At 62.2% G+C, this 22,572-nt stretch carries 26 protein-coding genes; 12 read left to right on the forward strand and 14 right to left on the reverse strand.

Features of this window, described 5'->3' with window-relative positions; genetic code table 11:
• Positions 1-395: 395 nt before the first annotated feature.
• From QMX79_RS01565 to umuD, 4 genes are all read right to left on the reverse strand, one after another.
• Positions 396-1,658 carry a Y-family DNA polymerase gene (locus QMX79_RS01565; RefSeq protein ID WP_282243674.1) on the reverse strand — a complete coding sequence of 421 codons (1,263 nt, stop codon included), beginning with the start codon at positions 1,656-1,658 and terminating at the stop codon, positions 396-398.
• A 1-nt stretch (position 1,659) separates the two neighbouring features.
• Positions 1,660-2,547, reverse strand: a complete 888-nt coding sequence (locus tag QMX79_RS01570; RefSeq protein WP_282243675.1) for a hypothetical protein — start codon at positions 2,545-2,547, stop codon at positions 1,660-1,662.
• Positions 2,547-2,735 (reverse strand): hypothetical protein, encoded by a 189-nt coding sequence (locus QMX79_RS01575; RefSeq protein ID WP_282243677.1) that lies wholly within the window; start codon positions 2,733-2,735, stop codon positions 2,547-2,549. The genes QMX79_RS01570 and QMX79_RS01575 overlap by 1 nt, the downstream gene beginning before the upstream one ends.
• A gap of 220 nt (positions 2,736-2,955) precedes the next feature.
• Complete coding sequence (umuD, locus tag QMX79_RS01580; RefSeq protein WP_282243679.1) at positions 2,956-3,345, reverse strand: translesion error-prone DNA polymerase V autoproteolytic subunit; 390 nt, start codon at positions 3,343-3,345, stop codon at positions 2,956-2,958.
• A 277-nt stretch (positions 3,346-3,622) separates the two neighbouring features.
• Between umuD and QMX79_RS01585 the strand changes: the two genes are divergently transcribed.
• The 5 genes from QMX79_RS01585 (at position 3,623) to QMX79_RS01605 (ending at position 7,801) form a co-directional block, all read left to right on the forward strand.
• A complete protein-coding gene (locus tag QMX79_RS01585; protein WP_282243681.1) occupies positions 3,623-4,573 on the forward strand; it encodes an SOS response-associated peptidase family protein in 951 nt (316 codons plus the stop codon).
• 476 nt (positions 4,574-5,049) lie between these two features.
• Positions 5,050-5,961, forward strand: coding sequence for a PDZ domain-containing protein (locus QMX79_RS01590; RefSeq protein ID WP_282243683.1), 912 nt, complete (start codon positions 5,050-5,052; stop codon positions 5,959-5,961).
• Between the two features lie 653 nt (positions 5,962-6,614).
• Positions 6,615-7,127 carry an H-NS family nucleoid-associated regulatory protein gene (locus QMX79_RS01595; RefSeq protein WP_282243685.1) on the forward strand — a complete coding sequence of 171 codons (513 nt, stop codon included), beginning with the start codon at positions 6,615-6,617 and terminating at the stop codon, positions 7,125-7,127.
• Positions 7,128-7,130: 3 nt separating this feature from the next.
• Positions 7,131-7,499: a hypothetical protein gene (locus QMX79_RS01600; RefSeq protein ID WP_282243687.1), complete on the forward strand. Its 369-nt coding sequence runs from the start codon at positions 7,131-7,133 to the stop codon at positions 7,497-7,499.
• Entirely contained in the window at positions 7,496-7,801 is a 306-nt protein-coding gene (locus tag QMX79_RS01605) for a hypothetical protein (RefSeq protein ID WP_282243689.1), read from the forward strand. The genes QMX79_RS01600 and QMX79_RS01605 overlap by 4 nt, the downstream gene beginning before the upstream one ends.
• A gap of 93 nt (positions 7,802-7,894) precedes the next feature.
• Here QMX79_RS01605 and QMX79_RS01610 read toward each other — a convergent pair whose 3' ends face one another.
• The 7 genes from QMX79_RS01610 to QMX79_RS01640 form a co-directional block, all read right to left on the reverse strand.
• Positions 7,895-8,251 (reverse strand): HNH endonuclease, encoded by a 357-nt coding sequence (locus QMX79_RS01610; protein WP_282243692.1) that lies wholly within the window; start codon positions 8,249-8,251, stop codon positions 7,895-7,897.
• A 364-nt stretch (positions 8,252-8,615) separates the two neighbouring features.
• The gene (locus QMX79_RS01615; protein WP_282243763.1) at positions 8,616-10,418 is read right to left on the reverse strand and encodes a glycoside hydrolase family 15 protein; all 1,803 of its coding nucleotides are present in this window, start codon (positions 10,416-10,418) and stop codon (positions 8,616-8,618) included.
• 17 nt (positions 10,419-10,435) lie between these two features.
• Entirely contained in the window at positions 10,436-11,335 is a 900-nt protein-coding gene (locus QMX79_RS01620; protein ID WP_282243694.1) for an SDR family oxidoreductase, read from the reverse strand.
• 33 nt (positions 11,336-11,368) lie between these two features.
• Positions 11,369-12,235 carry an SDR family oxidoreductase gene (locus QMX79_RS01625; RefSeq protein WP_282243695.1) on the reverse strand — a complete coding sequence of 289 codons (867 nt, stop codon included), beginning with the start codon at positions 12,233-12,235 and terminating at the stop codon, positions 11,369-11,371.
• 109 nt (positions 12,236-12,344) lie between these two features.
• Entirely contained in the window at positions 12,345-12,731 is a 387-nt protein-coding gene (locus QMX79_RS01630; RefSeq protein ID WP_282243696.1) for a sensory rhodopsin transducer, read from the reverse strand.
• Entirely contained in the window at positions 12,731-13,210 is a 480-nt protein-coding gene (locus QMX79_RS01635) for a DUF4126 family protein (protein WP_282243697.1), read from the reverse strand. Before QMX79_RS01635 ends, QMX79_RS01630 begins: the two co-directional genes overlap by 1 nt.
• A 41-nt stretch (positions 13,211-13,251) precedes the next feature.
• Entirely contained in the window at positions 13,252-13,416 is a 165-nt protein-coding gene (locus tag QMX79_RS01640) for a hypothetical protein (protein WP_282243698.1), read from the reverse strand.
• Positions 13,417-13,574: 158 nt separating this feature from the next.
• Here QMX79_RS01640 and QMX79_RS01645 point away from each other — a divergent pair, with 158 nt between their 5' ends.
• The 3 genes from QMX79_RS01645 (at position 13,575) to QMX79_RS01655 (ending at position 15,825) form a co-directional block, all read left to right on the forward strand.
• Complete coding sequence (locus QMX79_RS01645) at positions 13,575-14,738, forward strand: zinc-dependent alcohol dehydrogenase (protein ID WP_282243699.1); 1,164 nt, start codon at positions 13,575-13,577, stop codon at positions 14,736-14,738.
• A 119-nt stretch (positions 14,739-14,857) separates the two neighbouring features.
• Positions 14,858-15,559, forward strand: coding sequence for a glycosyltransferase (locus QMX79_RS01650; RefSeq protein ID WP_282243700.1), 702 nt, complete (start codon positions 14,858-14,860; stop codon positions 15,557-15,559).
• Positions 15,560-15,564: 5 nt separating this feature from the next.
• Entirely contained in the window at positions 15,565-15,825 is a 261-nt protein-coding gene (locus QMX79_RS01655) for a PQ-loop repeat-containing protein (protein ID WP_282243765.1), read from the forward strand.
• A gap of 32 nt (positions 15,826-15,857) precedes the next feature.
• On the opposite strand, the gene QMX79_RS01660 is transcribed toward QMX79_RS01655, so the two are convergent.
• Positions 15,858-16,226, reverse strand: a complete 369-nt coding sequence (locus tag QMX79_RS01660; protein WP_282243701.1) for a response regulator — start codon at positions 16,224-16,226, stop codon at positions 15,858-15,860.
• Positions 16,216-17,358, reverse strand: coding sequence for a PAS domain-containing sensor histidine kinase (locus QMX79_RS01665; RefSeq protein ID WP_282243704.1), 1,143 nt, complete (start codon positions 17,356-17,358; stop codon positions 16,216-16,218). Before QMX79_RS01665 ends, QMX79_RS01660 begins: the two co-directional genes overlap by 11 nt.
• Positions 17,359-17,540: 182 nt before the next feature.
• Here QMX79_RS01665 and QMX79_RS01670 point away from each other — a divergent pair, with 182 nt between their 5' ends.
• Together QMX79_RS01670 and QMX79_RS01675 are read left to right on the forward strand one after the other, a co-directional pair.
• Positions 17,541-17,894: a response regulator gene (locus QMX79_RS01670; RefSeq protein ID WP_210131546.1), complete on the forward strand. Its 354-nt coding sequence runs from the start codon at positions 17,541-17,543 to the stop codon at positions 17,892-17,894.
• A 107-nt stretch (positions 17,895-18,001) separates the two neighbouring features.
• Positions 18,002-18,511: a ferritin-like domain-containing protein gene (locus QMX79_RS01675; RefSeq protein WP_210131544.1), complete on the forward strand. Its 510-nt coding sequence runs from the start codon at positions 18,002-18,004 to the stop codon at positions 18,509-18,511.
• A gap of 72 nt (positions 18,512-18,583) precedes the next feature.
• On the opposite strand, the gene QMX79_RS01680 is transcribed toward QMX79_RS01675, so the two are convergent.
• On the reverse strand, positions 18,584-19,096 hold the full coding sequence (locus QMX79_RS01680) for a hypothetical protein (protein WP_282243710.1): 513 nt from the start codon (positions 19,094-19,096) through the stop codon (positions 18,584-18,586).
• Between the two features lie 655 nt (positions 19,097-19,751).
• On the opposite strand from QMX79_RS01680, the gene QMX79_RS01685 reads away from it, so the two are divergent.
• The gene (locus QMX79_RS01685; RefSeq protein WP_282243712.1) at positions 19,752-19,928 is read left to right on the forward strand and encodes a DUF3606 domain-containing protein; all 177 of its coding nucleotides are present in this window, start codon (positions 19,752-19,754) and stop codon (positions 19,926-19,928) included.
• Between the two features lie 12 nt (positions 19,929-19,940).
• Positions 19,941-22,514, forward strand: coding sequence for a DNA ligase D (gene ligD / locus QMX79_RS01690; RefSeq protein WP_282243714.1), 2,574 nt, complete (start codon positions 19,941-19,943; stop codon positions 22,512-22,514).
• Positions 22,515-22,572: the final 58 nt, after the last annotated feature.

Genomic DNA, 22,572 nt, shown 5'->3' on the forward strand with positions numbered 1-22,572 from the left:
GTTGGGCCTCACACACCAAGCCGTGAACCGCTTCGTGCACCGCCATGGCCTCCTTTCTGTGGGGCTGCAGGCCTACCGATCACGGCAAGCTGAGCAAGTGGCCCAACGTCGCCGGCAGGTGCGACAGCTGCTGAAGGACGGGCGAACGTCTGCGCAGGTGGCGGCATTGCTGGGGACATCCACTGCCACCGTCAGCATGGACCGGCGGGCGCTTTGCGTCAGTCGCGCCTTGAAGGGACCCGAGGGGCGGACCTTGCGGGGGCTGAGCCGCGTCCAGGTCCAGACGCGGTTGAAGGACGTCAGCAGGGCTCAGCTGGCCCGGGAGCTGGGGGTGAGCAGTTCGGCGGTCTACCTCTTTTGCAAGAAGGCAGGCCTTCCGACAAACCCGCCTGCTCCTATCTCACCCTAACCAGTTCATCCCACCGGGAGGTGTAAGCCGGGGACAAGCTTTTTTGATTCATGGCCCACAACGGCCGGCGCTGCTCTCCATGGCGCACCCGCTTGGCCGACGAGGCAAAGGCCATCGCGCCGCGTCCGAACTTGGCGTTGGCTCGGTCCATCACCTCCATCAGCGCCTGCGACCGGCCATCCACCTGGGCGAACAAATCGCCTTGGTGGACATTGCCCGCGCTCAGGTCCAGCAGGCCGATCCCGGCCTTTTTGTAATGATAGCCCTGGCGCCACATCGCCTTGGTCAAGGCTTGAACAACCATAAGAACCTCGCGGGTGTCCACGGTGGGTGCCACGAAGTTGAACGCTTTACTGGGGTGGTATTGCACGGCTCCTGGATTAAATGGGTTGGTATGCAGAAAAACCCACACCCCGCCCGCCTGAAGCGCACGTGCCCGGAGCTTCTCACACGCCCGCTGGGCGAACGTGGCCACCGCTTGCTGTAGGTCTTTCACGGCAGCGATTTCCTTTCCAAACGAGCGCGACACCACGATCTGCTGGCGGTCTGGCTCTTCTTCTTCCAGCCCAGCGCAGGCGATGCCCTGAAGCTCACGCTGCGTGCGGGCCAAGGTCACGCCATACCGCGCCCGCAATGTGTCGCTGTCGGCGTGGAACAGGTCAGCCGCAGTAAGCACGCCCTCAATCCCCAGCCGGGCAGTGAGCTTCCGGCCCACGCCCCAGACATCTTCGACGGGAAAGCGTTCCAGCAGGCGGGAGCCGGGCAGGGCTGTTATGACGCCGTGCACCGTCTTCTTGGCGGCCTTGTTCCCTAGCTTGGCCAAGGTTTTCGACGGGCCGATGCCCACGCAACACGGAATCCCGGTCCACTGCAAAATCCGCGCGCGCGCCTCGGCAGCCACACGCTCGTGATCGGCTTTTGGGATGCCATCGAACGAGACGAACGATTCATCGATGCTGTAGACCTCAACGTGCGGAAACAGGTCCCGGAGGATGGAGACCACCCGCCCAGACAGATCGCCGTAGAGGCCAAAGTTGGCCGATAGCACCTTCAGCTTGCGACGGACGTCGGAAGGAACTTGGTGGATCGGCTGGCCCATCCCGACCCCAAGATCCTTGGCCTCCTGGCTGCGGGCAATGGCGCAGCCGTCGTTGTTGGAGAGGATGACCACGGGCCTGCCGCGGAGGGAGGGGTTAAAGACCCGTTCGCAGCTGGCGTAAAAGTTGTTGCCGTCGACGAGACCCAGCATGTCAAAGGGTCCTTGGATCCACGTCGTGCCACTGCCTGATTTCTTGCTCCAGACCATCCCAAGCAACTTGGAGTTGATGTGTGTCACCGTTGAAAAGGGGCTGGTCCAAGTGCGCGAATTGGTCGAACGAGGGGTGGGGAAGAACGCTGCCAATGCCGCTGTAGCAAAACCACTCGCCCACCAGTTGCGCGATCTGGGCCAGCTCCTTGATGGCGTCCTTTGCGTCGTCCAGATTCCAGCGCGGAAGCACTCGGCCCGTCCGGCTGAACTCTGTGGCCGCGTGGGCAATCTCTACGTTAACGTGTTCCACGACACCATCCAGGCCCGCTAGGCGGCGCTCCAACGCGTCGAACACTTCTTCCCGAATCAGATCATCCGGAGTTGAGGTGCCGGACGTGGTCCCGCTGAGCCAGTCAAACACTGCATGCCGTTGTGCCGAAGGCTCGTATTGATACTCCCGCGGAACGAGATAAGCGTCGCCTGGTGGTTGGGCGCGCGCGAACTGCCAATACTGTTCTTCAACGGCGGAGTAGTTATAGGCCAATCCGGCAATGTCCTCTACGAATACCCGGCGCGTGACGCGTTGCCGGATCGCTTTGGCGTCCAGCAACAGGCCAGAAATGGAGCACACCCCATAAGCGCCGTGGATGGTGTCCCGCTCAGCCAGACGCCGAACGCCTTGCATGGTGCTGCTCCAGAAGCCCGTAACGAGCATTTCCAACACCATCCCATTGAGTCGCTTCCCGTCATCGACATCGGGCGCGTGGCGGACCATTTCCACCACGCAAGTGAATGCGGTCAGGTCCCACGCGAGCTTGGACAATGCCTTCGAAATCGCGTTGTCGTCTGTGTCGTAGACACGCTTCCAAAGAGCTATTCGATCGCGCATCACGGCTCCTGGATAGTTGTTATGTCTTCGAGCGCGTTGGACCCGGCCTCGCGACGCCACACGAGGGACAGCACCCCTTCAAAGCGTTCGAGCTCCCCTTCGTCCGTGGGCGCTCGCCGGTAGACATTTTCTTCGTCAAGCACGTTCAGCACGCCAACTGCCGCCGAACCGTCGGTGACGAACAGCAACTGGGCCTCGTAAATGCACGTGCCGGTCGAGGAGCGCCAGCATCGCAAGGTGTCCCCACCGTCCACCCAAACCGCCCACCGGTCGTCCGTATCGCGGGGCCAAAGGCCCTCCCGCAGCAGTGCGAGGTCGTCGGCGCTGAATACATGACCGCAGCGGATGGGCCAGCGCGGGCCCTCCATTGCTGTGAGGTGACTCCAACGGGTTCGTAAGTCTTCCATGTCAGCGCCTGAGTTGTTTTCGGAAGGACCAGGTCACCACGCCCCAGACGTCCAGCTCAACGTCTTCTGGAACCAGTATTGCAGCATTGGCCGGGTTGCCGGAATGCAGCTCAAACCGGCCGGCCCGCTGGCGCAGCTGCTTGACGGTGAACCCTCCCTCCCACAACACCATCACGACATCCCCCGGACGCGGCCGTTTGCTCCGGTCGACCACCAGCGTGTCGCCTGGTCCAATGCCAAACCCCTCCATGGATTCGCCGGTATCGGCCTCGACAAAGAACGTGGCGACCGGGTTGTCGATACACCGCTGGTTGAGGTCCAGCAGGTCCGTGACGCCGAAGAAGTCCTCGGCTGGACTGGGGAAGCCACACGTGACGCGCACCGGCAGCACAGGGAGGGCCAGGAGACTTCGGCGGCCAGGTTGGCGGCGCCAAGGAAGCCGGGAGGGAAGGAGGATGGGGTGAGCATGGCGGGAGTTTCCTGAAAGGCTGGCTCATCCAGTGAGACCACAACGGGCCGTCAGTCTAGCGGGCTGTTAGTAGTATTGCTAACGCGGCTTGTCGGAGTTCCTGAATGCGCTCATGGGGCAGAGCGCTTGCTTCCTCCACACGCGCCCTCTCGGGCCGGTTGGCTAGGATTGCCTAGACCGCGTGCTGGGAGAGGACCGGATGTGCTATTCCGCTGAAGTGTGGGCCGATTACCACAAATACGTTCGCGCCTATGGCGCGGACATCGACATCGACGCATTCGTCGAGCTTTACCTGCGCCGGGCAGCGGATCCCAAGATCAAAATCCCCAAAGGGATGGACCAGGGGTTCCTCCATCCGCAAACGCCTGGCGTGACGGAGATTCAGGCGCTGATCCAGTCCTACAACGCCACTTTTGTGCAAAACAGCGAGCAAGAGCTGTTCAAGCAGGCCAAGCGGTTGGCCGACGCAGAGCGGGTGTTGGCCGGGTCCAAGCCGACGAAGAAAGCCGCGAACGACCAACGCATCGCGGGCAAAAAGGTCAAGCAGCTGAAACGCTGGATATCGGATGGCATCCGCACGGTGCCCGTCCCCGAGCGCGACGACCGCATCTTCCCGGACTGGTATGCCCCTGTTCTCATCGTGGAGGACGGCAGGCCGATCGTTCGGCCGATGCGCTACCACTGCCGACCGGCAGGCATGGACCCTAGCATCGACAGAACCAAACGCGGGCAGGTCTCGGGCACCTACAACGCCCGCCGGGACAACCTCACTCGGTTCTGGCGACACCAGTTCGGGCATACGCACGGCTTGATGGTGGCGCGTGTGTTCTACGAGAACGTCGATGATGGGGCAGGCGGCAGCCAAGAACTTCAGTTCATCCCGAGCACCGGAGAGAACCTGCTGATCGCGTGCCTGGTGTCCCATTGGACCGATCCGGCCGGCCTGCTGCCCGATCTCTGGTCCTATGCGGCGGTGACCGACGCCCCCGAGCCTGAAGTCGCGGCTGCAGGGCACGATCGCACCATTGTCAACCTCAAGCCGGAGAACGTGGACGCTTGGTTGACGCCGCAGGGCCGCAGCGTCGAGGAGTTGCTCGCTCTGATGGACGACAAGCAGCACCCCTACTACGAGCACCGCAAGGCTGCGTAAGGCGCTGATCTCCAGGGCTGTCGATGGTCGAAGAACTTCCCCAAGGCCTTTGTTATAGCCGTATCGCTTCCATGAGGCCCCGAGCTCATCTCGGCCTCGGCCTGTTCAGGCTTCCTGTGTTGCACAGCGTGGGGCCCGAAGACAGACTGAGCCATCCTGGTCCTGGAAAAGCCGTCATGGGCACTCAGAAGCCTCCGGAGTCTTTACATCGGGTATTTCTCTCTTTTGACGGTCACGAGTATTCGGCCACGATCTGGCGCGGCGGAGGGTTCCAATGGCGCCTTCTATCCGTGGAGGTCCCGGCAGCGGGTTGCCGGGACGTGGTGCTACCGGATTTCGAATCGTGCCGCCTGGCGCTGCACGCCGCTGAGGAAATCGCGCGAGAGATTCTGGAGGGCCGATCCGGCGCTTAGGGGTTAGCTAAACAGGTAACATTGGCTGGAGGTCCAACGTCACATGCTCTAGGGGGAGCGCACATGGCGATTCGAACGTTGATTTTTCTTCTTGGTTTCATCGTCCTGCCGTTCACCGCTACTGGCTCCCAGCTGTTCGCTGTGACTCCCAGTGGCACACCCGAGGCGGTGTTCTCAGGCAAGGCATCGGTGGCGGTCTCCCGCTTGTCCAGCAAATGCATGGATGTCCAGTGGACGGTCGTGAGCAGCAGCGATACGGAAGTCGTTTGCGAGTCGCCGTTGAGCACGGGTCAGTCCATCATGGGTCAGATGCTGCTCGGGAACAGTTACTCCACGCCTCCTCGGCGCTTCTTCCGCTTCAACGTGAGTGAGCTGTCTGGCCTCTCGCGTGTGCAGGTGTCGGGCTGGATGGAAACCCAGATGGCCTTCGGCCAGATGCAGCGCGCTCCTTTTTCGGGGGCGGACTTCCACAACAGCATCATGAACTTCCTGATCAGTGCGGGAGGTGCGTTCCCGCCAGGGACGACCTTCCCCAACCACACCGTGCTTGGAGTTCTAGGAAAAGTGGCTCCGCGCGGCAGGGCTGCTGTCTACGAGGTGGCTGAGGTGACGCCTGGTGGAGCCGCGGACCGAGCGGGCCTCAAGGCAGGAGACGTCATCACCTCCGTGGCCGGAAAGAAGTTCAAGACCGATGGTGACTTTCTGGATGGCTTAGCAAAGGCAACAAAGGCGCCGACCTACCAACTCGATGTCACGCGCAACGACGCTGCAATGTCGCTCACCGTCGACCGGGTATACCGTCCCACGGCCACTCAGGTCGTCGGCGTCGCGGAGGAGCCCGCCCCGGTGCCCGCTCCCGTGGCACCAGCCCTTTCGGTTGCCGATGAGTTGGCCAAGCTTCTGAAGCTCAAGGAGCAGGGTATCCTGACGCAGGCCGAGTTCGATTCGCAAAAGAGCAAGCTATTGAACCAATGAGCATTCCGTCCGCCCATTCCGTAGCCCGGGCCGGACGGTGATTTCGATCATCAGAAGAACCCTGACACGAAGCGATGGACCATTTTGAAGGCGTAGTGTTGGACTACTTACGGGCTGATCGGGCGCTGTTCGTCAACGGCCAATGCTGTATCCAGCTCAACGAGGGAAAGAACCCAGACACCAGCGGGCCGCATTGGTATTGCGACGCCCTTGCAGTGAGTTTCAAAGAGCAAGCAGCCTACCTGTGTGAGATCACGTATGCCGCCCGTGCGCCGTCCCTGCTAGCGCGCTTGAGGGCCTGGGACGAACACTGGCCAGGCTTGCGCGCAGCGCTTTTCCGGGACAGCGGTGTGCCCTTGGCCTGGACGGCAAGGCCTTGGCTGTTTGTTCCGCAAGCTCATGCAGCTCGATTCCACGCCAGCGTCGAAGCGTTTGCCCACCTACCCAAACCTCGGATCACCTGTTTGGAAGAAGTGGTCCCTTGGCGATACCGCTCTTGGGATCGCGGCCCCTACGTCGACCCGGGTTCATAAAGAGCACTTCGAGGGAACGTTCGGCCGAGCCATTGCAGGGGGGCGCAGAAAGACCGGGGCCTGTCTCGCAAGCGCGTTATCGGATATAACCAAGGCGTCCTTATCTGACCGAGTATCCCAATGGCCTTCACCACCCTCAAATCGCTCGATGCTGAGATCAAACAGCTGGAAGCCCAGAAAAAACTCGTCGAGAAACGCGACGGGGAGGTGCCCAAGGCGCTCGCAGTGCTCCAAAGGTATGCGAAGGTCCTCACTCCCGCGCAGCGGCGGCAGGTCGCCAAACTCATCGGAGAAACGATCGACACCCAGCCGGCGCGCGCGCCCAAGGCGGGCACTGGATCGTTGAAGGGCCGCAAGCTCGGCAAAGTCGCCGCGAAGTATCGTATTCCCAGTGGTGAGACATGGGCGGGCCGTGGCCTGACCCCCAAGGCCTTCACCACGTGGGCCAAATCCGCCGACGGCAAAGCATGGGCCAAGGCAAACCCGGGTGCAAAGTTCCCGGCAGCCGATGGCGCGGTGAACAAATCGCCAACCAAGACGGTCAAGAAGGTGACCAAGGTGGCCAAGAAGGCGAGCAAGGCCAAGCCGATTCGGAAGCTCGCCAGGAAGGGCACGGCGAAGGCAGCTGCTTAACACATGCACGAAGGCCTCACCGATGGCGGCGCCAAGGCGGTGGCTGCGGCGCACGCATTGCTGGATATCGCCAATGGAACGCTCTTGCAAGAAGAGGCAGGAGCGCGGCTGCGCACCCAGCTGGGACTTCATTGGTCCGCCTTGACGTGCGTCCAATACCTGTCAGGGAAGGAGGCCGTCGGCACTTTGACGGTCCTACCGGAGGATTGGAACGAGCAGGGGCGGACGAAGTCGGACCTCCTCCAAGCCGTGGTAATAGCCTTGGGCGTGGTCAGCGAGGCACGCGGCAGCCGCGGAGGAAAGGTGTCTGGCAGCAAACTGGCCCTGCGGCTCCGGGAAGTGCGAGACGCGGCCGTGGGGGAGGGGGCGTGACGCTGACCCTCGCTGCCCCAAGCTATGCCATCCTGCACGCCGACACCACGTGCTGGAAATGTGGCGAGAGCACCCGGGTGACGACGATCTGGGTGCCGTCATTGACTGATACGTCTGACGTCGAAGGCCCGGAGGAGGAGCCGCAGATTGGAGGGGCGGCGACCTTGCGCCACATAGAGGATCTGGACGACAACGTTGCTGCGCACGTGCGTGAAGTGGCGACTTGGCTCAAGAAACCCATCGATCCCAGCAGCTCTGCGGGAAGCGCTGGCGACTGCTCCAAACACCATCCCAGGGCATAGGTGCCGGCGTTTTCATCGCCCCCCGCAAGTCCAAAACAACTGACGGGCGCTGTCCCCTAATCAGCATCGGTGCTTCCTTTCCTGGCGGTGATTTCAACGGATCGGCTGATGGTGCCAGAACGGCAAGTCTTGAGGCCACCACTTTCCTCGTGCGACCCTTCGCATCACCAGCGTCCTGAACGCGTCGGGAGATGGTGCCTGGCCGAGGCGCTTGTGGCGGCCCTGGTTGCACCGGGCATGCGCCGCCACGACGTTCTCTGGCACGTGCTGCCCTCCGTCCTGTTGGGCCGTTAGATGCTCGGCAGTGCATTGGACTCCGCGCCCGTTGCTGCCCTTGAGCCCCAGCTCGTTTGGAGAGGTCAGCCACATCGGAAGGCCGCAGTAATAGCAGCGGCCGGATTGGGCGTGGAAGGCAGACGCGCGGATGGATTTGAGGCGCTTGGTCGTCATGGATGGCTCCGGAATCGAAAAGGATTCCCGCGCCCCCATCGGGTGGACCTCGGGCACCCGGAGCCTAATGGCATGCGGGCACAACACCGGCGCTTCTGCGACCGACATCCGCTTTATAACCGACCTTCGCCGACCCGTGCAATCCCTAACGTGCTTTGGAAACTGCCAGTGTTAGCAAGCCGCATCGGCCTAGCAAGCGCCATAAAAGGAGAGTTCCGCATGAGGAACGCAAGATTGAAGATCCGCGATCCGCACCGCCCACCAGAAGGGCATGGCTGGGTTGAATAGCAGCCGCGGCCGCCCTCCCAGCCAAACCTACACACGACAGGGCTCGCTCAACTTGGATCCCCGCCGAGCGTTCACGTTAATCGCCATCTAGGGCGTAGGCGGCATGCACCAGGGCCAAGTGACTCAGGCCCTGCGGCGTGTTGCCCAGCCCCTGTTCCGCCTGCGGGTCCCACATCTCCGACATCAGCCCCACGTCGTTCTGGACGCGGGCCAACAACGATTCGAACAACCGAGTGGCCTCGTCAGCCTGGCCCAACAGGCCGTAAGCCTCCACCATCCAAAACGCGCAGCTGATGAACGTGCCCTCGCACTCCTGCATGCCGCTGTAGCGCCAAAGCAAGTCCCCGCTCTCATCCGACAGTTCGCGCCGCATGGCCTCTCGGGTAGAGATGAAGCGCTCCCGCCGGACGTCGGCAAGGCCAAAGCGGGAGGCCAACATGAGGCTGGCGTCCAGCCGGTCAGTGCCGGGGTGCATCACGTAGCTCTGCTTTGTGTCATCCCAGCAGTGCTCGTCCACCCAGGCCAAGATGCGCTCCTTCTCGCGCTGCCAGCGGGGCAGTCGGGCGGTCGTGATGTGCCCTTGCTCGGCCAGTTCGCAAGCCCGGCGAAGGGCCATCCAGCACTCCACTTTCGACATCGTGTAGTGCTGCGGGTCTTCCAGCTCCCAGAAGCCGTGGTCCTTCCGCATCCAGCTGTCGGCGCACTCGTCTGCCAGTTCGAACAAGAGCCGGGCAGTCGTGGGGTCGAGGATGTGGCCTGCTTCGATCATCCGGCTGGCCATTTCCAACACGTCACCATAGGCGCACGTCTGCAGCTGGTCAGTAGCGGTGTTCCCGATGCGCACCGGTTGGCTGCTACGGTAGCCGGGCGCATCGATGTAGCGCTCCTCCTCCACTCGGTCGCCTCGCAGCGTGTAGCAAGGAGCAAGGCCCGGGCGATGGCGTTTAATGGTGGTCATCAGCCAGCTGAAACCGGCCTTGGCGTCCGGCAGGGCGCCCACGCGAAGGAAGGTCTTGATCACGTAGGCCGCGTCGCGCACCCAGGCATACCGGTAGTCCCAGTTCTTGTCCCCGCCGATGCGTTCGGGCAGCGAGGCACTTACCGCTGCGGCAATGGCACCGGTGGGAGCGAACCACAGGAACTTCAAAGCCAGCGCTGATCGGATCACCTCCGCGTGGCGACTTGCATGGCAGTGCAGATCGTCGACCCACTGACGCCACTCCCGGTCCGAACGATCAATGCGGGTATCGATGTCGGCCAGGGGCGGGACGGGCAGCACTTCGTCCTGGGAGACCAGCAGTGCCACGATTTCCCGTTCGCCGGCACGGAGCGTAAGGCTGCCGCGCACTTCGCGGTCGTCGCAGTGATCGATCTTGACCTGTTCGGAATAGCGCAGCATTGTCATTACGGGGCCGGCGTGATGAACACACCCATTGGGAGTGTCGCTCATCCATGGCGTGCAGGTTCCGGCACGTGTGCCAGGCTGGTAAAGCAGGTCAAAGGTGACCTCACCATCGAGGCCTTCCAGTCGACGGGCCAGCTCCGACCAGGGTAACCGACCGGCCGGGCCGCTGTTGAGCGACTCGGTCAGCCGGGCCAAGCCGGTTGCGGTGTGGACGAGGGTTTCCAACACGTTGCTTTGGTCGCGATAGCGCCGCTCGACCTGCTGAACGTCCCGGGCTTGCAAGACAAAGCGACCGCCAGCCGGGGCATCCAGCAGGCGGTCGAGCAAGGGTGGAGCGTCCATGCAGGGGGCGCACCACCAGTCAATGCTCCCATCTGGGGCGATAAGCGCGCTGGAGCGCCCATCGCCAACGGCGGCGTAAGAGTGGATGGGGGCATACCCGTCCGCGTCGCGCTCCACAGGCAGGTGGTCGATATCTTCGGCCCCAGCGGTCACGGCAGCAGCATGCCGCCGGTGGCGCCGATGACCTCACCGGTGATGTAGCTCGATTCCTGTGTCGCCAGCAGCACATAGGCTGGGGCCATTTCCACCGGCTGGCCTGCCCGCTTGAGCGCGGTCTTCGAGCCGAACTCAGGGATGGCCTCCGGCGGCTGTCCGCCGGCCGGCTGCAGGGGGGTCCAGACCGGGCCCGGAGCCACGGCGTTAACGCGAATACCGCGCTCGGCCACCTGCTGCGCCAAGGCTTTGGTGAAGTTGACGATAGCGGCCTTGGTGGGGGCGTAGTCCAGCAGGTTGGGAGAGGGCTGGTAGGCTTGGATGGATGCTGTGTTAATGATGGTGGCGCCGGCAGGCAGGTGCGGCAGAGCCGCCTTGCACACCCAGAACAACGCATGGACGTTGGTGCGGAAAGTGGCGTCGAACTGTTCGGTGGTCAGATCCTCGATCTTTTCCACGGCCAACTGCTTACCGGCGATGTTGGCCAGCACGTCCAGTCCGCCGAGACCTTTGACTGCCTTCTCCACCAGGTCACTGCAGAACTGCTCATCCTGAAGGTCTCCAGGGATGGCGATCGCCTTGCGGCCTTCGGCTTCAATCAACGCCACCACTTCGGCCGCATCTTCTTCCTCTTCGGGCAGGTAGTTCAGTGCCACATCTGCGCCTTCCCGAGCAAACGCTATTGCTACCGCACGTCCAATGCCGGAATCCGCGCCGGTCACAAGCGCCTTTCGGCCCTTCATGCGGCCCAGGCCCACGTAGCTCTTCTCCCCATGCTCGGCGGCAGGCGTCAGCTTATGAACGGTGCCCGGCGGAGTCTGAACCTGCGCCGGGTAGGTCGGCTGCGGGAACTGGGTCAGCGGGTTCTGCATGTCGTATTGGTTGCGAGAAGTCATTGGAGTCCTTGGGGGAGGAGGGAGCCAAAGGCGTTATAGGGTGACAGCGCCGCCGGAGATGGTGAGCAGTGCGCCGGAGGTGTAACTGGCGCTATCTGCCGCGAGCATCACGTAAGCCGAAGCGAGCTCGGCTGGCTGACCTGGTCGACCGAACGGCGTCTGGCTGCCAAACTGCTCAACTTCTTCCGCAGCCATGCCGGCGGGAATGAAGGGTGTCCAGATAGGGCCGGGCAACACCGCATTGACACGAATCCCTTTCTCGGCAAGAAGACCGGCCAGGCCGATGGTCAGGTTGGCGAGCGCGCCCTTCGTCGCCGAATAGGGGAGGATGTTTGGCGTGGGCTTCTTGGAGTTGACCGAGGCGGTGTTGATCACCGAACCGCCGTCCTCCAGATGAGGCACGCACAGACGGGTGAGATTGAACACGGCATGCACGTTGGTCTCGAACGTTTTGCGCCAGTCGTCCAAGGTGATGTCATCGAAGGACTCGTAGTAGCGCTGATACGCAGCGTTGTTGACCAAGATGTCCAAGCCGCCAAGGTCGGTCGTGACCTGCTTGATGAGCGCCTCGGCTTGGGCGTCATCGCTGATGTCGCAGGGGCAGAGGACGGCCTTCTGACCTGTCGCTTCGATCAGGGCGCCAATGCTGGCGGCATCCTTCTCCTCGCCCTCAAGGAACGCAATCGCCACGTCGGCGCCCTCGCGGGCGTAGGCGATGGCCACTGCGGCACCAATGCCGCTGTCCCCGCCGGTGATCAGGGCCTTCTTGCCCTTCAACAGGCCGTGGCCGACGTAGCTTTCCTCTCCGTGGTCCGGCCGAGGGTCGAGCTTGTCGGTTTTCCCAGGAAACGACTGCTGCTGAGCCTTGAAGGGCGGCTTCGGGTAGTTGGGCACGGGCATCGAGGGAGCCTCTATGGAGTGGAAGAAACACCAGTGTGCGAATATCCGAGTAAACGTCGCGCCCCAGCGGTGTCGATGGCTTGTGCAGGGTCTTGAGAAAAGCGAATGGTTAAAGGGGGTAGGCGATGGTCGTCATGATGGTGTTCGCGGCTTGGCGCGAATCCAGTCGTGTGTGCTGGACTACCACCGGGACATCCGATTCGATAACGCACGAGAAGCCCACGCCCCGAGGCACTTTTGCGGGACTCTCAAGATCATTGAAGCGCTTGTGACACGTCCGCCGGGCTGGCACGGTGAAGCGGTAAGGTCCCTGCGGTTCGCGATCCTCGAAATACAATGTCAGCGTGACCTGAGCATCAACCGGGCCCGTGTTGAGGACGCAGCAGGTTTCGTGGCTTTGCAGCTCTGGCTCCGGACCGTTGCTCCAGGCAGGAATGTAGCCTTCTGCGATTGCCCAGCACCGCCGACCGATCGATGTCTGCTCATCTTGTTTCATCAGCGACGTCCTCTCCGCTTGGGTCCCCTTGCAGCCTGAGTGATCAGTGCCGCACTTCCCACTGCGATGGTATCTTCCACGGCCCCGGTGCTGGTCTGGCCATAGCGGGCAATCGCGCGCATGCGCAGATCGAAGGTCACATACGCCATTCCCACCGCTGCGCCGGCGCCTAGCAGCGCGCCTAGCTTTCGCTGCCGATAGGGAGCCATGGCCGCACCGGCAATCATCCCTGTGGCAATGCGCGCCACCATGCCCGCGGGGACGATCCGGTCGGGGGCCGTCTTCATCTTGTCGCCAATAAGCTCACCTCCTGCCAATGCAAGCATGCCTGCCGAGGCGAAGTTGTTGGACAAAACGCGTGGCGCACCGTTATCGGAAGGAAGGTTGCCACTCCGTGCGGCGTTCGTCACCGCAGCCAAGGGCGTCATCGCGCGCATGCCGGCTACTGCTCCCATCAAAATCGAATGGATTAAGGCCATCTGGCTCTCCTAAATTGGAAAAGGGCGGCGGCTTGCGCCCCTCATGGCTTCGCCGGCCGCTCGTAGTCTTCGGGCTTAGCGGCGTGCTCCGCCTCCGGCATATCCTTGTCCTTCCAGGTGGCGTCATCGTTCCGAAGCTTGTCGGGCGTGTGTGCCTTGTCTTGGTCAGCCACGTCGGCAGCGGGGTTGAGAGGTAGCTTGTTCACGGGTCGCTCCAGGGTCTGAGGGTCCTGTGCATGCTGCGCCTGTAACCATGAGCACGGTGTCTTGGTGGAATCCACATTTTCACTACACGCCGGTCACCGACCGGGGACGCAGCGACGGGTATCTCTAGGTGCACCGATCACGTTAAGAGGAGCCGCCAATGCGCGCGTTGACCTACCACGGCAGCAAAGACGTCCGGGTGGACACCGTCCCGGATCCCACCTTGGCGGCGCCCGATGACCTGATCCTGCGCGTCACCGCGACCGCCATTTGCGGCTCGGACCTTCACCTATACCGTGGAAAGATTCCCGACCTTCACACCGGTGACGTTCTGGGCCATGAGTTCATGGGGGTCGTGGAGGAGGTAGGAAGCGGCGTGACCGACTTGAGGCCTGGCGACCGCGTGGTGGTGCCCTTCGTCATCGCTTGCGGCGAATGTTTCCACTGCAAGTTGGCTGAACACGCGGCCTGTGAGACCACCAATACCGGGAAGGGCGCGGCGGTGAACCAGAAGGGCATCCGCCCGCCCGCCGCTCTGTTCGGCTATAGCCATCTATACGGCGGGGTGTCCGGCGGCCAAGCTGAATACGTAAGGGTTCCGAAGGCAAACGTGGGCCCGCTGCGCGTGCCGGATGCGCTGCCCGACGAGCAGGTGCTGTTCCTGTCGGACATCCTGCCTACGGGCTACCAGGCCGCGATCAATGCGGGCGTCAAACCGGGGTCTACTGTGGCCATTTTCGGCGCCGGCCCGGTCGGACTGATGGCTGCCGCGTGCTGCCGTTTGCTGGGGGCCGAGACCATCTTTATGGTCGATCACCTGGCCTACCGGCTGGCCTTCGCCGCGCAGACTTACGGCGTAACCCCAGTGGATTTCAGTCAGATCGAAGACCCGGCTGAATACATCATCACGCAGACCAACGGGCGCGGCGTTGATGCCTCCATCGAAGCAGTCGGCTTCGAAGCCGAAGGAAGCGCACTCGAATCAGCACTGACCACGCTGAAGGTGGAAGGCAGCAGCGGGGTGGCGATCCGCCAGTGCATCGCGGCCACCCGCCGCTGCGGCACAGTGAGCATTCCTGGCGTCTACGCCGGTTACCTGCATGGCTTCCTGCTTGGCGATGCGTTCGACAAGGGCCTGACCTTCAAGATGGGCCAGACCCACGTGCAGGGCCTGATGCCCGAGTTGCTCGACTACATCGGGGAAGGCGCGCTCAACCCGAGCGTGATTATTACTCACCGCCTTCCCCTGGAAGAAGCCGTCCGCGGCTACGAACTCTTCGACCGTAAGGAGGAGGACTGCCGCAAGGTGATCCTTATCCCCTGACAAATGAACCGTCATCTTTGCCGCGGCCCTGCGCACGCTCTGACCGGCCCAGACGTCGATCTGCCACTGATTGGCTTGAGCCCCAAACCGAGCAGAGCGGCCCACCCTGAGGGCATGTGGTGATCGCGGTTATCGTGCCGGCGCACAACGAAGCCGATGACATTGGTCGCTGCCTTGAGGCGGTCAACGAAGCTGCAGTGCATCCAGGTTTGGAGGGCGAGCCGGTAGTAACCGTGGTCGCGCTGGATGCCTGCACCGACGGCACAGGCGGCGTGTGCGCTCTCCACGGTGCAGCGGCAGTCGCGCTCGATGCGCGCTGCGTAGGTGTCGCGCGTGCGGCGGCGGCCCGTTATGCGCTTGATTTGGGCGCACGTTGGATTGCCAGCACCGACGCCGACACGGTCGTGCCTGCGGACTGGCTGTGGAACCAGGTAGCATGCGGCGCTGACGCGTTCTGCGGGGTGGTGGACGTGGCCGAATGGCGCGACTATCCCCCCGCTGTGCGTGAAGCCTTTGCCGGCCGCGAGCTGTCGTGCGATGGGCACCGTCATATCCACGGCGCCAACTTGGGCCTCAGTGCCGCAGCTTATGAGAAAGTCGGCGGCTTCCCGCCGTTGGCAACGGGTGAGGATGTAGCACTGGTGCGGGCCCTTGAGTGTTCGCGAGCAAGCATCGCTTGGCGTGCGCGGCCGGTGGTATTCACCAGCGCCCGACGCTCATCAAGGGCACCACAGGGTTTCAGTAGTTTTTTACAGGCCTTGGAGCGCGAGGTTTTGGGAACCCCTGCTGCGCTGCCACCAGCGCAGGCACTTGTGCGATGACCGCGATGCCGGCAGACCTACTCGGATGGGCCGCCACGGCCGTGCTCATTGCCACGTTGTCTCGACAGATCTACAAGCAACACCGGGCAGGGTCGGTGGAAGCGGTGTCCACATGGCTCTTCGTCGGGCAAATGACCGCATCGGTGTTGTTCATCGCTTACAGCGCCCTGATGGGATCGACGGTCTTTGTGGTCACCAATAGCCTGATCCTCGTTACCGCTGTGGTCGGCCAAATCCTTGCTCTCCGTCGGGGACACCGACGGTGATCGGCGGAAATTTGATGGGCGCCTGACGATGGCTACGAGAGCTGTTCGTGGATAGCGGTGATCAGCTGCTTGAAGCGGTAAGGTTTTGGCAAAAAGCGCACGGCCGCAGGAATGGGCGCGAGTTGGGAGCGTTGCAGGCCTGAAACAACCAACACGCGCGCGTGGGGCTGTGTCTGAGCGACCTCCGCAGCGACCTCGAAGCCGGATATGCCGCCTGGCATGCTCACGTCGGTGACAACCACGGCATATCGTGTGTCACCCCTAAGATGAGCGATCGCTTCTACGCCATCTGATGCAGGGGTGACCACGAATCCTTGATCGGCCAACGCTTCAACCACCACGGTGCGCAGATCGTCTTCGTCTTCAACAAACAATACGTTGATGGGCATTTCAAGGCTCATGGATAGGAAAGCAGAGCACGATGCGGGTGCCTTCGCCCGGAACGCTGCTCAGTTGGGGAAATCCCCCGGATTGCGTGGTAAAGCCAAAGACCTGACTCAGGCCAAGACCGCTGCCCCGTCCTACCGGTTTGGTCGTAAAGAAGGGCTCGAAAACCCGTGCCTGCTTGTCAGGGGGGATGCCCTCGCCATCGTCCTCCACCGTCAGGCAGACGTGGGGCTCGGGCGCATGGCTTGTCGATGCAGGGTCTTGGGTATCCTGCGCGCGCGCTGTGATGGTGATGGTGCCGCCGTTGGGCATGGCGTCGCGGCTGTTGCACACCAAGTTGAGCACTGCCGCCTCCAGCTGGGCCTTGTCGACGAACACCAGCGGAAGATCGTCATCGAGATTGAAAACCACGTTGACTGTGTCACCCGCAGATCGTTGCAGGAGCTCTCTCGACTCGCGCAGGGCGGCGGTGACATCCAACGATTCGGGGGACAGCTTCTGTCCTCGGCCAAATGTCAGCAGTTGTCTGGAAAGGAGGGCGCCCCGTTCGGCCGCGCGAAGGGCCGTCTCGATCAGCTTGGCAGCGGGCCCGTCCTTCACGCGGACGCTGATGAGGTCGAGGCAGTTGACGATGATGGTCAGAAGGTTGTTGAAGTCATGGGCCAGACCGAGAGTCAACTTGCCAATCGCTTCCATCTTCTGCGCCTGTAGAAGGCTGTGTTGAACCTGCTGCAAGCGTTCTTGAGCGTCGTGGCGCTCGGTGATGTCTCGGATCACTTTGGCGTATCCAACCAGTACGCCATCAACCCAGATGGGATCAATCACGACGCTCGCCAAGAACCGCGAGCCGTCTTGCCGAACCCGCCATCCGTCCTCGATACAACGGCCTTCGGTAGCGGCCGTTCGCAGGTTGCGCTGCGGCACGCCCGCCGCAGCATCGTCGGGCAAGTAGAAGCGAGAGAAGTTGGTGCCAATCACGTCATCGGCGGTGTAGCCCTTGATCCGCTGACCACCAGGGTTCCAAGTCCGGATAACGCCGTGCTCGTCCAGCATATAAATCGCGTAGTCGGTGACGGAGTTGACCAGTAGAGCGAACTGCCTGGATTCGTCATTCAAGACATCTTTGGGGTGCTGCAACTCTGTCACGTCCATCCTCCCCGGGATCGCGTGACCCTAAAACATGGCTTGTAAAGAAACCGTAAAAAGGTGTCTCGGTGCTCAGTTTGACCTGGCCTTTACACAACCATGCGGGCAGTCCTTCACACTGGCCTTGCATGGATAAACGACGGGCGCGAGAGGGTGAGGGCATGGCAGATGGGACTGGATCGGTGAGCGTTTTCCTGGTCGAGGACGAACCCAGCTTGATGTATGTGCTGGAAGAGTCGCTCAAGAGCCTGGGCTATGCGGTGGGGGAGAAGGCGGAGTATCTGCCTGAAGCGTTGGAGCGAGCGCAAAGCGAAGCCTTCGACGTGGCGATGTTGGATGTCAACCTGCACGGCCAAGAGTCCTTCCCCGTCGCAGATGTGCTGATGGAGCGCGGGATCCCGTTTGTGTTCACCACGGGCTTTGGGGCTAGGACCCTTCCCGAGCGTTTCCAACGAACCCCGGTCATGGAGAAGCCATTCCGACTCAAGGACATTCGGCGCGCCATCTCTGAGCTCCACCCGGCGGCGTCTGTCTGACCGGCGTTGAGGGTCGGATTCGCCCGGCCGTCACTTCTACATCGCGTTTCGTCGATGCTTGTCTGGATAGGGTGCGGTTTCCCCTGATCCAAACGAGGAGTTGCACCATGGCTGAAACCAAAGAAAACCTGCTCGATTGGCTCCGCGATGCTCATGCGATGGAGCAGCAGGCGGAGACCATGCTGAAGGGCCAGGCGTCCCGCATCGAGCACTATCCCGTCTTGAAAGCGCGAATCGAAGAGCACATCCAAGAAACGATCGGCCAGCGAGAGCTGCTGGAAGGGTGCATCAAGCGCCTGGGCGGTTCTCCTTCCACCATCAAAGACGTGATGGGCAAGATGGCCGCCTTCGGTCAAGCGCTGGGCGGGATGACCGCCTCGGATGAGATCGTGAAAGGCGCGATGGCCGGCTACGTGTTCGAGCACTTCGAAATCGCGTCTTACACCGCGCTGATCGCGGCCGCCAAGACCGCTGGCGACCCGGAAACGGCCCGCGTATGCGAGGAGATCTTGGTCCAGGAAGAAGCAATGGCCGATTGGCTGGCCTCGCACTTGCCCGAAGTGACCGAGGAGTTCCTGGTGCGCGACGCGACCCCAGGCGTCGAAGCCAAGAAGTAACGGCTGGATCGTCATCAGTGCCCTGTCGGATGCGCTACGACGCTCCGACGGGGCCTCGACTTGCAATGCGTCTCAGGGCGCGCGGTAGACAATGCAGCGTCGGAACTCAATGAGGGCGGGAAGCACCGTAAGGAGGAGCGCCGGCACGATGGCAAACAACCACAAGGCGATGGGAGCCAGGTCAAATGCCAGGGCAGTAACGCAGTGGGTATCAGGCATAGACCAGTAAATGACGCCGATTGCGATCCAAGGGGCCAAGTCCAAGATGCTATGAACGTGCTGCTCCAGGGGGCGAATGGCTCGCGTGGGATAGGCCACGCGCGTGTCCCAATAGCCTGTGATGGCATGCAGGCACACCAGCGCCAGAAGGATCAAGAAAAGCGGTTGAGACGCTCGGAAGGAGAGCCATAGCAGTGTTGCCGCCCCCAGGATCGCGATCTGCACCAAGTGCAGCGCGGATTCTTTTAGCCCCGACGTGGTTTCGATGCTGCTGGCTCTGTGAAGCCAAAAGTCGATGGCCCCTGCAGTAAGCCAAAGCAGATAGAGGCCATGCCAAATCGTCACGTCCATCGCTGAGTTGAACATTGTAGCTCCCGGAATCGGTTGCAATCACTTCTCACCGTGACTCCCACGTAATGGGTGCAAGCTTAGCTCTACCGAAAATACTAGGGAACTACCGCTCACGACGGCGTGTGTTTCGTCGCGCATGCGAGCGTTCGTGTATGAATGGCGACTTGACTAGAGCTGCCTAGCGGTTTGACGTCCCCTTGACGCCTTGGTGACACGCCGTGCTCTCTCTGAAGCGGATATTCGTCTCCAACCTTGTTAGGAGAATCGTATGAGCGCTTATCCACAGTTTCTGGCTGCGACGCCGCGAGTGACCCGAGTGGAAATGGCGGATCTCTACGCGGGGGATGCCACCACCGTGGTCCAGCTGGACGCGACCCCCTGCGATATGTGGATTCAGAACCTGCAAGGGCTGGTGAGCCGGTCCCCAGAGCTTGCTGGAACACGCGTGGAAGTGGATGGTTCATGGGTCCACTTCATCGGCGTGCGGAAAACGCGAGGCCCCGTCGCAGCTCACCTATTGGAAGTGATTGCTGCTGCAGGCGAGATGGCCTACGGACCTGTCGCTGTTCGGCCAACAGCGTTCAGCGCGACCCCATCTCCCGCTATGCAGTGACCTGAAGCCGGCAGTTGCCTGGGCCCAAACCATTTAGGACGAACGGAGGAGATCACCATGACCGACGACAAAAAGAACACTGGCAGCCCGGACCGCGACCGGATCAACGTCAACGAAGATTACGAGCTCCAGTATTGGACCAAGGCGCTGGGTGTCAGCGCCGACGAACTGCGGGCGGCGGTGAAGGCCGTCGGTCCCACGGCGGTCGCAGTGCGAAAACACTTGGGCAAGTAATCGGGGAAGGGCATGTCGCTTACGGAATACCGCCGCAAGCGGAGCTTTGACAAAACGAAGGAGCCAGAGCCTGGCAAGGCGTTGCCGCAGGGGAAACGGGCGATTTTCGTGGTCCAGCTACACCACGCCAGCCGCCGGCACTACGACTTCAGGCTCCAGGTCGGGGACGCGCTGAAGAGCTGGGCCGTTCCCAAAGGGCCGAGCTACGATCCGACGGTCAAACGGATGGCCGTAGAGGTGGAAGACCATCCCGTGGACTATGCTGGCTTCGAAGGCGACATCCCCAAAGGGCAATACGGCGGCGGGCACGTCGCCCAGTTCGACCACGGCGTTTGGGCGACAACGGGCGACCCGGAAGCCCAGCTTGCCAAGGGGCACCTTCGGTTCGAGCTGTTCGGCACCAAACTGAAGGGTGGATGGCATCTGGTGAGGTCGGGAAAGCCCGCCAGACAGCCCAAGTGGCTGCTTTTCAAAGACGACGATGCCTTCGCAAGCGACGTGGAGGCGGACGATTTGCTTAGCGATGTGACCGCACCGCCCGCCGAAGATCTGAAGCGTGCGGGCGCGGGGAAGGCCGATAAGAAGAAGCTCACCGCCGTGGCGTTGCCCAAGAAAGGACGGCGCAAGGACTGGGCCCAGAAAGCCTCGGCGCTGACCAAAGCCAAGAAAGCCAAAGCGCCCGAAGGCCCGTTCGAGCCGCAGCTAGCCAAGCTCGGAGACATGCCCCCCAAGGGAGACCAGTGGGTTCATGAGATCAAGTGGGACGGTTACCGCATTCTGGCCACGATCGCCGAGGGCCAGGTGCGGTTATGGTCCCGCAATGCGCTGGAGTGGACGTCGAAGCTCCCCGAAATCCGGGACGCTGTGGCCGCGTTGGGGCTGAAATCAGGCGCATTGGACGGCGAACTCATCGCCGGCAGTGGCACCAAGGAGGACTTCAACCTCCTCCAGGCCACGTTGTCCGGCGAGCGCCAAGGCACGTTGGCTTACGCCCTGTTCGATTTGCTCCACATCGACGGAATCGACATCGCCGATGCGCCCCTGCTGGAGCGCAAGGAGCTCCTGCAAGAGCTCTTGGAAGGGAGTCCAGGGCACTTGGCCTACAGCTCGCACATCGAGGGGGACGGGGAATGGGCCTACCAACTGGCGGGCGACCGCCACTTCGAAGGGATTATCTCCAAGCGGGCTGATCGGGCCTATCACGGTGGCCGAAGCGAGGACTGGAAGAAGACCAAGCAGCTGGCCAGCGATGAGTTTGCGGTGGTGGGCTACACCGCCCCCACGGGAAGCCGCACCGGCTTTGGCTCGCTGTTGTTGGCCAAGCCGGATCCCAAACACGGGTGGCTTTACGTGGGGCGGGTGGGATCGGGCTTCTCCGACACGCTCATCAAGGAGTTGAGCCAGCTGATTGGCCGGGCGGGTGGAAAGACGCCCACAGCCCACGTGCCCACCAAGGATACCGACCTGCGGTCAGCGACTTGGTTTGAGCCGCGCTTTGTCGTGGAAGTGTTCTACCGGGGCATTGGTGGGCAACAACTGCTGCGTCAACCCTCGCTCAAAGCGGTCCGCCGAGACAAGGACGTGGCCGACCTGGCCGACTCAGACAGGACGCCTACAGCGGACCAGGCCACGGACGCTATCCCGTTAAAGCCGTCCCGGAAGGCGACCAAAAAACCTTCAGCGGGGAGCTCGGCCAAGTCGGCAGGTGAAGCTCGCACGCCGCCCAAACTGTCCAGTCCCACCAAGGTAATCTTTCCGGACATCAAGGCGACCAAACAGGACGTGTGGGATTACTACACGACCGTGATGGATCATTTGCTGTCCGAGATCATCGGCCGTCCGTTGTCGATCATTCGCTGTCCGAGCGGGACGGCCAAGGCCTGCTTCTTCCAAAAGCACCACACGGCCGGCTTGGAGCTGGTGGACTCGGTTCGCCTCAAAGAGGACAGCGGCGTCAACGCGCACTACCTGGTGGTTCGCGACGCGGCCAGCCTGCTGGAGCTGGTGCAGTTCAACGCGCTGGAGTTTCACCCCTGGGGCAGCCACGCAGAGGACCCCGATAGGGCTGATCGCGTGGTCTTCGACTTGGACCCGGGCCCGGATGTTCCGTTCTCCGAGGTCAAAAAGGCCGCCGTGGACATCCGCAAGCTGCTTGAGCAACTGGAACTGGAGTCGTTCTTGCGGGTGTCGGGAGGGAAAGGCTTGCACGTGGTGGTGCCCTTGAACCCCGGGTGCGATTGGGACCTGACCAAGCGGTTTGCCAAGGGGTTCGCCGAGGCTTTGTCTCAGTCGGAGCCGACCCGCTTCCTGGCGACCTCGACCAAGAGCCTTCGCAACAAGCGCATCTTTGTCGACTACCTGCGAAACGGCCGCGGCGCAACGGCTGTGGCCTCCTATTCACTGCGTGGTCGGCCCGGCGCGCCCGCGGCCATGCCCATCGCCTGGAGCGAGCTCTCCAAGCTGACCCGTGCGGATGCTTTCACCATGAAGGAGGTGCCCGAAAAGCTGAAGCGGCGCCGAAAAGATCCGTGGGGGGACATCAACACGATTCAGCAAAACCTGGCCCGGTGGGCACAAGACGACTGATCTTGGCCCCTGCTTTGGAACCCATTTGCCGTATGCAGGCTGACGGCGAGGAGCGCCG

This window comes from Stenotrophomonas sp. PS02300 (assembly GCF_029959395.1).
Lineage (GTDB): Bacteria > Pseudomonadota > Gammaproteobacteria > Xanthomonadales > Xanthomonadaceae > Stenotrophomonas > Stenotrophomonas maltophilia_AD.

Coding starts and splice junctions, on each gene's coding strand:
- QMX79_RS01570 (WP_282243675.1), bottom strand. CDS start 2,547: ATGCGCGATCGAATAGCTCTTTGGAAGCGTGTCTACGACACAGACGAC.
- QMX79_RS01635 (WP_282243697.1), bottom strand. CDS start 13,210: ATGGCCTTAATCCATTCGATTTTGATGGGAGCAGTAGCCGGCATGCGC.
- ligD (WP_282243714.1), top strand. CDS start 19,941: ATGTCGCTTACGGAATACCGCCGCAAGCGGAGCTTTGACAAAACGAAG.
- QMX79_RS01565 (WP_282243674.1), bottom strand. CDS start 1,658: ATGCTGGGTCTCGTCGACGGCAACAACTTTTACGCCAGCTGCGAACGG.
- QMX79_RS01585 (WP_282243681.1), top strand. CDS start 3,623: ATGTGCTATTCCGCTGAAGTGTGGGCCGATTACCACAAATACGTTCGC.
- QMX79_RS01655 (WP_282243765.1), top strand. CDS start 15,565: ATGCCGGCAGACCTACTCGGATGGGCCGCCACGGCCGTGCTCATTGCC.
- QMX79_RS01595 (WP_282243685.1), top strand. CDS start 6,615: ATGGCCTTCACCACCCTCAAATCGCTCGATGCTGAGATCAAACAGCTG.
- QMX79_RS01590 (WP_282243683.1), top strand. CDS start 5,050: ATGGCGATTCGAACGTTGATTTTTCTTCTTGGTTTCATCGTCCTGCCG.
- QMX79_RS01660 (WP_282243701.1), bottom strand. CDS start 16,226: ATGAGCCTTGAAATGCCCATCAACGTATTGTTTGTTGAAGACGAAGAC.
- QMX79_RS01680 (WP_282243710.1), bottom strand. CDS start 19,096: ATGTTCAACTCAGCGATGGACGTGACGATTTGGCATGGCCTCTATCTG.
- QMX79_RS01685 (WP_282243712.1), top strand. CDS start 19,752: ATGACCGACGACAAAAAGAACACTGGCAGCCCGGACCGCGACCGGATC.
- QMX79_RS01620 (WP_282243694.1), bottom strand. CDS start 11,335: ATGACTTCTCGCAACCAATACGACATGCAGAACCCGCTGACCCAGTTC.
- QMX79_RS01645 (WP_282243699.1), top strand. CDS start 13,575: ATGCGCGCGTTGACCTACCACGGCAGCAAAGACGTCCGGGTGGACACC.
- QMX79_RS01610 (WP_282243692.1), bottom strand. CDS start 8,251: ATGACGACCAAGCGCCTCAAATCCATCCGCGCGTCTGCCTTCCACGCC.
- QMX79_RS01630 (WP_282243696.1), bottom strand. CDS start 12,731: ATGAAACAAGATGAGCAGACATCGATCGGTCGGCGGTGCTGGGCAATC.
- QMX79_RS01600 (WP_282243687.1), top strand. CDS start 7,131: ATGCACGAAGGCCTCACCGATGGCGGCGCCAAGGCGGTGGCTGCGGCG.
- QMX79_RS01625 (WP_282243695.1), bottom strand. CDS start 12,235: ATGCCCGTGCCCAACTACCCGAAGCCGCCCTTCAAGGCTCAGCAGCAG.
- QMX79_RS01675 (WP_210131544.1), top strand. CDS start 18,002: ATGGCTGAAACCAAAGAAAACCTGCTCGATTGGCTCCGCGATGCTCAT.